The following is a 9982-nucleotide window of genomic DNA, read 5'->3' as shown; positions in this document are numbered from 1 at the left end:
TGATGAATTGAATTAAAGATTGTGTAGTAAACAAACGATTATTATGCTTATCACCCTCATAAATATGAATGGTGGTAAGTAAACAATAAATAAAAAAATAAACCTAACAACTTAAACATCTTATAAAGGAAAACGAAAGCCTGATCCTCGCCAAAAAAGTGGATACAATTCGCCGCTATGATATAAATAAAAATGATAGGAGACAAATATCATGGTCAAAAAATTTAGTATCGAATTCAAACAGCAATCAGTGGATTAGGTAACTAGCCCCAAAAAATCCGCCAAACTCAGCGAGTATATCAAAAAGCAATATTGGCACCATAAGGCACGTTTGGGAGCACCGAGTCTGTTTCATGATGCAAGGGATGCCGGCTATGGAATAGCCACATTTTCAAACAAAAATGATAAAGGTGGGCTTGTCTAATATATTGGTGAGGATCACAATGCTCGCTTTTTAGGTTATATTTTTGTAAAAAATATTCAGGAGTCTATACCGTCTAAAGATTAAAAAAATGAAAAGAGTGATACGAACTTTGAATTGAGATATGATATAGCCAACAAATATTTAGCAATTTAAAGGATATAAAATAAAAGGTTAAGTGATTTTTTAAATTTTATTACAGTTAAACAGCATAAAACGATTTTGGAAAAAATATTATGCGTTTTAATTTTCATATTTGTGATCCAAATCTATTATTTTCTATACAAAAAAAATGTCAGCATAAATAAATTATTGTATATTGAATGAACAAAGCGAAATAAAAATTAGTTTATTTTGTATAGTTATCATTAATTAAAGAGAGTTTATTTATGCAGTCAATTCCTGTTTTATCGGTTGATTTGACTAGTAACGTAACTAACCAAAAATCTTCCGTTATCAATTTAATGGCTAAAGCTAGCCAAGCCTATTTAACAAATGTTAAAAGTTTTTTTGACGATGTGATGACTCATGAGCAAGAAATGGAAACAGATATGTTGCCAGATATTGCTTTGCCTCATGCTAGAAGTACAGCGGTTAATACTCCATTTATTGTTGTTGGTAAATATATTGATGGCATAGTTTGGAATAATGGTAATAAAATCAAGTTAGTGATTTTAATTGGTGCGCCAGACCATGCTAATAAAGAGCATTTATCTATTATTGCTAAATTAGCATCAAATTTAGCTGATGATGATTTTATTCAGGATTTACTTAACAGCGATATTCAATTTGTAGCTAATAAAATCAGAGGATTATATGAGTAAAAAAAAGATTGTTGCGATTTGTGCATGTACAGCTGGCATGGCGCATACTTATATTGCCAAGCAAAAAATTGAAAATGAAGCCAAAAAACGTGGTTGGGATTATAAGGTTGAAACGCAAGGCGCTGCAGGAATTGATAATCCATTAACCGAGCAAGATCTTAAAACTGCGGATGTTATTGTATTAGCTACCGATATTTCAATCGAAAATGCTGATAGACTGGAACCTTATAAAAATATCATTAAAGTTAATACGGGTGAAGCTGTAAAAAATACCGTTACAATTTTTAATAATGCGGATCAAATATCAACCAAAGAAGTTAAAGATAGTATAGGCAAAGAAATATTTAGAGCGTTAAATACTGGTATTAGTAAGTTTTTACCAGTTATCATCGCATCGGGAATACTTTTTTCAATTGTGTTAATGACAGGTGATGTTACTAATAACGATATCTTACCAAGCAATCAATTTTTTGTCGATTTAAAACAGGTTGCACTATATGGTTTTGCCATGATGGTACCCGTACTAGCGGCCTACATGGCTTATTCCATTGGAGGAAATGCAGCTTTAGCGCCAGCGTTTATTATGGGATATGTGGTGAATAATCCAATTGGTGTTAACCAAGTTAGCACAGGTTTTATTGGTGCGATGATTTTTGGAATTTTAATTGGTTATTTTGTTAAATGGTTTAAAACGGTTAAAGTTCATCCTGTGATAGAGTCGGTTATGCCGGTGATGATTATTCCGACAGTGACTTTATTAGTTATGGCTCCCATTTATATTTATGGCTTATCTTATCCCCTTGCTTGGTTTGTTAAAGCTATGGTGGCTACTTTAAAAGGTATGTCTGAGGTAAATGCAGCATTTTTAGGTATTGGCATTGGTATATTAGCTGCGTTAGATATGGGAGGACCATGCAGTAAGGCTGCTACAGCATTTACCTTAGCGGCAATGGCGGAAGGCGTTTATGGCCCAAATGGTGTGTTTCGTATGTGCTGTGCTATTCCACCATTAGGATTAGCGGTGTCATCATTGATAGTGTCACGCTCTAAATATACCAAAGAAGAAAAAGAGTTTGGTATTACAGCATTCTTTTTATCACTAGCAGGAATAACAGAAGGTGCCATTCCTTTTGCTGCCAAAGATCCTAAACGCGTTATAATTGCAATTGTGGTTGGCACGGCGATAGCAGGTATGTTAGGCATGATAAATGGTATAGATTCGCTTGTCGCCTTTGGTGGTTTAGTGGCATTAGGTGGCGTTACTAAGGGGGCTGTGTGGTATGTCATTGATATGTTTATAGGTGCATTTATTATCGCAGCTATTTTACATGTTACTAAAAAAGTCGCTGTTGAAAGCGAAGTAAATACGGAAGTTGAATGATAACAGGTAACTACACTGGCGATAGCTGCCAGTGTAGTGATTTACGGCGTTAAAAACATAAAAGTTAACGATGCATTTTGCACTATTGTTGATAAACTGTTTTTCCGCCAACGATAGTGGTTAGTACTTTCACATTTTGAATATCGGTTGTTGGAATAGTAAATGGATTACGATCTAAAATAATTAAATCTGCAAATTTTCCTTTTTCGATTGAACCAATATACGCTTCTTGTTTTAAAACATAAGCTGCATTGATTGTTGCACTGCGTAACACTTCGGTAATGGTTAAATTGCGATCACTGTCTAATCGAGGATGTTCGGCATCGATTTGTCTAGTCATAGCAATTTGAAAATCATACCACTCATTTAATGGATCAATAGGCCAATCACTCCCAAATGCGCAAGTTACACCTGCATTTATATATTGTCCGTGAGCTTCTAAACCGTTATAACGCTCAGGACCAAATAACGTCTTATATTGTTCAATCATTGCCGAACTACAGCCAGCCCATTGGAACGAAAAGACTACACAAGCGTTCAATTGCTGATATCTAGCAAATTGATGTGATGCACTAAGCTCATTATGAGCAGTGCTTGGACGTATATCTGCATCAGGCAATACTTTTCGCATTTTTTCAATGGCATTTAAAACAACTTCAATCGCACCTTCGCCTACTGTATGCATATGTGGGTGGAATCCAGCTCGAGATGACTCAAGAATTAAAGCATCTAGCATTTCGGTGGAATAATAAAGATCACCATAACGATCTTTTTCATTTTCTAGCAAATAAGGTTTTAATAGCCTAGCAGTCATTAATGGAGCTTGCATTACACCGTCTACAAATAACTTAGTATGTGAAATTTTGATTCCCGGTTTTGGTTGCCAGTTTTTATCGTCATAACGTGCCGCAAACTGCTTTACTTTATTGATGACATTTGGGATATCTTCAATTGATGATACATCATCTGGAGGCAGTTCATGAGCACCAAATAAGCGGACAGATAGCAGGTCTTGTTGCTGTAGCTTTAAAAAAGCATCGGCTTGGATTTTTGTAATTCGGGCATCCATAACTGCAGTAACACCTTGTTTATTAAGTTCTGCTTGCGATAGTTTAGCAATATTTACTGCTTGCTCATCGGTTAATTTAGAAATGCTATCAAATGCTCGCATGGCAGGAGCATCTTCTAAAATGCCGTTGAGTTCGCCATCTTCAGTGCGACCAATTTTACCATCGGTTGGCTCAGGTGTGTTTCTATCTAATCCAAATTTTTCTAAAGCAATGCTATTAGCAACTAACGTATGGCAATCGTTTGAAAATAAAATAACAGGGCGTTTTGTATTGAGCCTGTCAAGGTCAAAACGTGTAATATCGGTGCCAATTGGCAACACTTCTTGTCGTAACCAACCACGAACTTGTAGCCAGTGATTATTATCGCTTATAGAATCCTTATCTAAATATTGTTGTATAATGGCTAAAGTATCATCAATTGTTAAGCTTTGATAATTCAAATTACATGATGATAATTGCATTCCTCCCCAAAAAGTATGCAAATGCGAATCAATAATGCCCGGCATCATAGTTTTGCCTTGTAAGTCATAGATGGTCGTATGGTTATCGACATATTGACTGTTATTTATTTCTTGTGTGGTGCCTGTTGCAATAATATAGCCATTTTTAATTGCTACAGCTTCACAAACGTTGTCATGCTTGTCGGCAGTGTAAATGTAGCCGTTAATATAAATAACATCAGCTTTTGCCATTATGTGTGATTCCTTAAACAAAGATCAAAATGAAAGGTGAACGATAGCAGATTTATAAAAAATTTGTCAAATGCAATAATTTTCTTTATTGTGTGCCAAGATTATGCTAAAACTAGCTTAGTTAGTTACAGCGTCACAAGGTGGGTAAGTGAAATATCAGCAATTAGAAAACCTTGAATGTGGTTGGAAGTGGCACTATTTAGTAAAAAGACATCAAGACGGTGAACGTATTACACGGCATATTGAAAAAAGCGCAGCTGAGCATGCCGTTAATGAATTATTGTTGTTAGAACATAATCCAACAAAAGTTATCGATTGGATAAAAGCACATTTAAATCCCGACTTAGATAACCGTATGAAGCAAACTATTCGGGCAAGGCGAAAACGGCATTTTAATGCAGAGCAACAAAATACACGGAAAAAGTCTATCGATTTGGAATTTTTAGTTTGGCAACGACTTGCTAATTTGGCTAAACGCCGAGGATGCACGTTGTCGCAAACAATTACACAACTAATTGAAGATGCTGAGCAGAAAGAGCAGTATGCAACAAAAGTATCAACAATTAAAGATGATTTGCTGTCAATGCTTGATGTAGAGCAAAACAGTAAATAACGTAAATTACAGGATAAATAGGTTTAATTATGGGAAAGTCCCTTGTTATTGTGGAATCACCAGCCAAAGCTAAAACGATTAATAAATATCTTGGTAAAGATTTCGTGGTTAAATCAAGTGTAGGTCACATCCGTGATCTGCCAGTTAGTGGAAGCAGCCAACGCGCTGAAAAAACAGCAAAAGATACAAAAAATAAAACCGAGAAAAAGGTTAAACGTTCAGAAAAGCAGATCTTAGTTGATCGTATGAGCGTTGATCCTTATAACGGTTGGAAAGCACATTACGAAATTTTACCGGGTAAAGAGCGAGTTGTATCTGAACTTAAAAAACTCGCAAAAGACGCCGATATGATCTATCTCGCAACCGACTTGGATAGAGAAGGGGAAGCGATTGCATGGCACCTTAAAGATGTTATTGGGGGGGATGATAGTAAATACCGTCGTGTGGTATTTAACGAAATTACCAAAACGGCAATCAAAAATGCGTTTAATGAACCATCAATGCTTGATATGGATCGCGTAAACGCACAGCAAGCACGTCGATTTATGGATCGCGTAGTTGGCTTTATGCTATCGCCATTACTTTGGAAGAAAGTTGCCCGAGGATTATCCGCCGGTCGTGTGCAATCGGTTGCGGTAAGGCTTGTTGTTGAGCGTGAGCGTGAAATTCACGCCTTTATTCCCGAAGAATATTGGGATCTTTATGCGGATTTAAATACAGCGAAAAAAGAACAGCTCACTTTACAAGTTACACATTACAAAGATAAAGCTTTTGAACCTAAAGATAAAACCGCGATTGATATTGCTTTAGCCGAGCTAAACAAAAATCAATATCAAGTCACAAATATTGAAGAAAAGCCAACTAAAAGCAATCCAGCAGCGCCGTTTATTACCTCGACCTTGCAACAAGCGGCTAGCACACGTTTAGGTTTTGGTGTTAAAAAAACCATGATGTTGGCACAGCGGTTATACGAAGCAGGTTATATCACCTATATGCGTACTGACTCGACCAATTTAAGTCAAGATGCCTTAACCATGGTACGCGATTATATTGGTAAAAATTTTGGTGATAAATATCTACCTAAATCAGCCAATGTATACAGTAGTAAAAAGAACTCGCAAGAAGCGCATGAAGCGATTCGTCCATCAGATGTTACTATCTTAGCTGATAAGCTTAGTGATGTTGAAGTTGATGCCTGCAAATTATATCAACTAATTTGGCGTCAATTTGTAGCGTGTCAAATGACATCGGCTGAATACAACTCAACAACATTGACTGTTAAATCGGGCGATTTCATTTTAAAAGCTAAAGGTCGTACATTGCGTTTTGATGGTTGGACTAAAGTGCAACCACAACTAGCTAAAAATAGTGAAGATAAGATATTACCGCAGGTATCGTTAAACGATAAGCTTGATTTAATTAGTTTAAACCCAAGTCAGCACTTTACTAAGCCACCAGCACGTTATAACGAAGCTTCATTAGTTAAAGAGCTTGAAAAACGTGAAATTGGGCGCCCATCGACTTATGCAACTATTATTTCAACTATTCAAGATCGAGGCTATGTACGTTTAGATAACCGTCGTTTTTATGCTGAAAAAATTGGTGAAATTGTTACCGACAGACTTAGCGAGAATTTCAATGATTTGATGAGCTATGATTTTACTGCTCGTATGGAGCATGCACTTGATGAAATTGCGCATAAAAAACAAGAATGGCGTGAAGTACTTGACCAATTTTTTAGTGATTTTAGTCAACATCTTGAAGTGGCTGAACAAACGCCTGATAAAGGTGGTATGCAACTTAATCCATTGGTATTAACGCCTGAAATCAAATGTCCAAATTGTAGCCGTGAAATGGGAATTAAAACCGCGGGTACTGGCGTATTTTTAGCATGTTCTGGCTATGCTTTACCGCCTAAAGAGCGTTGTAAACAAACGATTAACTTAATCCCTGAGCATGAAACACTCAATCTTTTAGAAGAGTCTGAGACAGCCGAAACTGATGCATTAAGAGCACGTAAACGTTGTCCAAAATGCCACACAGCAATGGATAGTTATTTACTTGATAACGAACGTAAATTACATATTTGTGGTAATAACCCAATTTGTGATGGCTTTATTGTCGAAAAAGGTAACTTCAAAATAAAAAGCTATGAAGGCCCCATCATTGAGTGTGAAAAATGTGGTTCAGAAATGCATTTAAAATCAGGTCGTTTTGGTCTTTATATGGGCTGTACTAACCCTGATTGTAAAAATACACGTAAGATCTTAAAAAATGGTGAAGTTGCACCACCGAAAGAAGATCCTGTTGATCTACCTGAACTTCAATGCAGTAAATCAGATGCACACTTTGTATTACGTGATGGTGCTTCAGGAATCTTTTTAGCTGCGCATAACTTTCCAAAATCAAGGGAAACACGAGCCCCTTTAATTGAAGAGTTACAACGCTTTAAAGATCGCTTACCAGAAAAATTTATTTACTTAACCGAAGCGCCAAATAAAGATCCTGACGGCAATCCTTCTATTGTTCGTTTTAGTCGTAAAAATAAACAACAATATGTTACTTCAGAAGTTAATGGAAAATCGACAGGTTGGGTAATGCAATATGTAGATGGTAAATGGATTAATAAGAAAAAATAGGTAATACCATGAATTTTATTTAAAATTTTCAGGAGTTTATACTGTTTAGTTCAAAAAGTTATTTTTTGTTTGCGCTAGGCTGTAAAAGAACCTTGTAACTTCTCCCTTTTAAGATATTATTAAAAGGGAGAAAAGCATACAGTTAAAGGAGCTTTTATTTGTCATGAAATTGCAGCAATTACGTTATATTGTCGAAGTCGCAAATAACGATCTTAATGTATCGTTAACATCTGAAAAACTGTATACCTCTCAACCCGGTATTAGCAAACAAATAAAGCTATTAGAAGACGAGCTCGGCGTTCAGATATTTACTCGAGTGGGTAAACACCTTTCTCAAATCACACCGGTTGGTGAAAAAATCATTGCTTTTGCCCGAGAGATCCTCAATAAGTCCAATGATATTAAGATTATCGCCAAAGAGTTTAGTCAACCAAATCAAGGTTCATTAACAATTACCACTACCTATACTCAAGCACGTTATACCTTGCCAGTTGTGATTCAACAGTTTATGCAACAATATTCAAGTATTACATTGCATATGGAGCAAGGATCATCCCCTCAATGTATTTTACAAACTCAATCAGGTCTGGCTGAATTTGCTATTGTGACCAATATCTCACAGCTTAGCGATGATATGATTGCCTTACCTTGTTATCACTGGAACCAAGCTGTGATTGTGATGAAAGATCATCCGCTTGCCAAAAGTAAATTAATTTCGATTGAAGAGCTTTCAAAATATCCGTTAGTTAGTTATGATTTTTCTAATGATGGTTCAGATTTAAATCAAGCTTTCTTGCGTGCTAACCAATCACCAAATATTGTTTTTAGCACAACCGATGCAGATTTAATTAAAACCTATGTAAAACTAGGCGTAGGGGTGGGGATTGTTGCAAAAATGGCGGTAAGTAATAATTCAGATAATAATTTTGTTGTTCTTAACGCAGGGCATATCTTTCCTTACAGTACGACCTATATCGTTTTTTCGCGATCGTTATTTTTGCGTAGTTATATGTACGATTTTATCCACCTTTTTGCCCCTCATTTGAATCGACAAACAGTTGATAAACTTATGTTATGTGAAAACAATACCGAAGTATTAGCAATGTTTAATGGGGTAAAATTACCCGTTTGCTAAATCAACCAACCGTCACTTTTAACAGAGGAAATACACAAAATTTAGGATGGAGATAACGCATTGAATTTCATTCAAAAACAATTACCTTTAATAACAACTATATTAGTTGGTACTTCATTAGCTTTCTTTTTTATCCTAGTTGGTAAAGAGAAAATTTATGAAGTAAAAACTTTTATATTATTCCCTTTCAGTTTTTGTATTTTTTACATTTCATATAACTAGGTTAAATTCAATGAATATTTGGAAAGATTTGAAAAATGCTTTTAGCGGAAAAGACCCTAACCAAGCATTTAAAGAAAGAATGCAGCAGGAACAACAACAGGTACTAGATAGTAAAGATAAAGAAGGAGTTCGGGATAAAATTATAGGAAGTAAAGATTTTTTTACTAAACAGATTGATCAAGTGCAAAAACGGATTATCCAAATGAAACAGGAATATGACGAAGATAAAGCGCTTAATAACCCTGATTTTGACTTTTCTGTTTATTTTACCAGTTTCAATATAAAATATTCTCAACTTATCCGAGCTAAATATAGCAGGGGAGATGGGGTAAAAACCATATTTACGGATTGTGCTGTACTTATGGAAACTGTAACCAATTTTTGGACGCCTGATATGGATTATTCAGACGGAGGTGATATGAATTTAATGGCTTTAATGGATGCTATTTCTTTGGGTATATTAGCTAATATTGATAATGATGCTTTTAAAGAACTAGGTAAAGTTATGCAGGAAAAAGAATATAAAGACTTCATAATTGATTATCTTATTAACTCTCGATTTCCTGATTATCCTATAGGAGAAGAATTGCAAGTGCCTGATAGTAAATCTTTGCAATTACTTTCTGAAATCATAAAAGAGAAAAACAAAAGTGAGGCAGTAAAAAAACTCAAACTTTACTTAGATAAATATTATTATACTCTTGAAAGTTTAGACTATGAATACAATACGCATAAATTTGAAAACGGTAGAAACTTCTACGGATACTGGTGTTGGGAAGCAGGAGCTTTAGTAAAAATAAAAGGCTTAGATGATAGTATTTTAAGAAATAATCAATTTTATCCTTATGATTTTGTTCATTGGAAAGATCAAGATACTTCTGTGAAACAATCTGTAAATACCCCCATTTTTAGCACAAAACCCACATAGAAAATTACGCTGCCTGTTTTTGTGTTTTAAATTCAATCGGCGTCATATTATTTAGTG

7 protein-coding genes are annotated in these 9982 nt (G+C 35.3%); 6 read left to right on the top strand and 1 reads right to left on the bottom strand.

Annotation, left to right across the window (positions count from 1 at the left end; translation table 11 throughout):
- Positions 1-810: 810 nt before the first annotated feature.
- Together GQ590_RS11260 and GQ590_RS11255 are read left to right on the top strand one after the other, a co-directional pair.
- Positions 811-1245, top strand: a complete 435-nt coding sequence (locus GQ590_RS11260; RefSeq protein WP_160409094.1) for a PTS sugar transporter subunit IIA — start codon at positions 811-813, stop codon at positions 1243-1245.
- Positions 1238-2626 (top strand): PTS fructose transporter subunit IIC, encoded by a 1389-nt coding sequence (locus GQ590_RS11255; protein WP_160409092.1) that lies wholly within the window; start codon positions 1238-1240, stop codon positions 2624-2626. Before GQ590_RS11260 ends, GQ590_RS11255 begins: the two co-directional genes overlap by 8 nt.
- Before the next feature lie 82 nt (positions 2627-2708).
- Here GQ590_RS11255 and GQ590_RS11250 read toward each other — a convergent pair whose 3' ends face one another.
- Positions 2709-4388 (bottom strand): amidohydrolase, encoded by a 1680-nt coding sequence (locus GQ590_RS11250; protein WP_202112989.1) that lies wholly within the window; start codon positions 4386-4388, stop codon positions 2709-2711.
- Between the two features lie 148 nt (positions 4389-4536).
- On the opposite strand from GQ590_RS11250, the gene matP reads away from it, so the two are divergent.
- The 4 genes from matP to GQ590_RS11230 all read left to right on the top strand — a co-directional run bounded on the left by matP (position 4537) and on the right by GQ590_RS11230 (position 9925).
- The gene (matP, locus tag GQ590_RS11245; protein ID WP_160409090.1) at positions 4537-5001 is read left to right on the top strand and encodes a macrodomain Ter protein MatP; all 465 of its coding nucleotides are present in this window, start codon (positions 4537-4539) and stop codon (positions 4999-5001) included.
- 29 nt (positions 5002-5030) lie between these two features.
- On the top strand, positions 5031-7640 hold the full coding sequence (gene topA, locus GQ590_RS11240; RefSeq protein ID WP_160409088.1) for a type I DNA topoisomerase: 2610 nt from the start codon (positions 5031-5033) through the stop codon (positions 7638-7640).
- 163 nt (positions 7641-7803) lie between these two features.
- Positions 7804-8775 carry an HTH-type transcriptional regulator CysB gene (gene cysB / locus GQ590_RS11235; protein WP_160409086.1) on the top strand — a complete coding sequence of 324 codons (972 nt, stop codon included), beginning with the start codon at positions 7804-7806 and terminating at the stop codon, positions 8773-8775.
- Between the two features lie 232 nt (positions 8776-9007).
- Complete coding sequence (locus GQ590_RS11230) at positions 9008-9925, top strand: PoNe immunity protein domain-containing protein (RefSeq protein WP_160409077.1); 918 nt, start codon at positions 9008-9010, stop codon at positions 9923-9925.
- Positions 9926-9982: the final 57 nt, after the last annotated feature.

The sequence above is a fragment of the Gilliamella sp. Lep-s35 genome (assembly GCF_009795845.1).
In the GTDB taxonomy this organism is placed as follows: Bacteria; Pseudomonadota; Gammaproteobacteria; order Enterobacterales; family Orbaceae; genus Gilliamella.
This window is presented reverse-complemented; position numbering and strand designations above follow the sequence as displayed.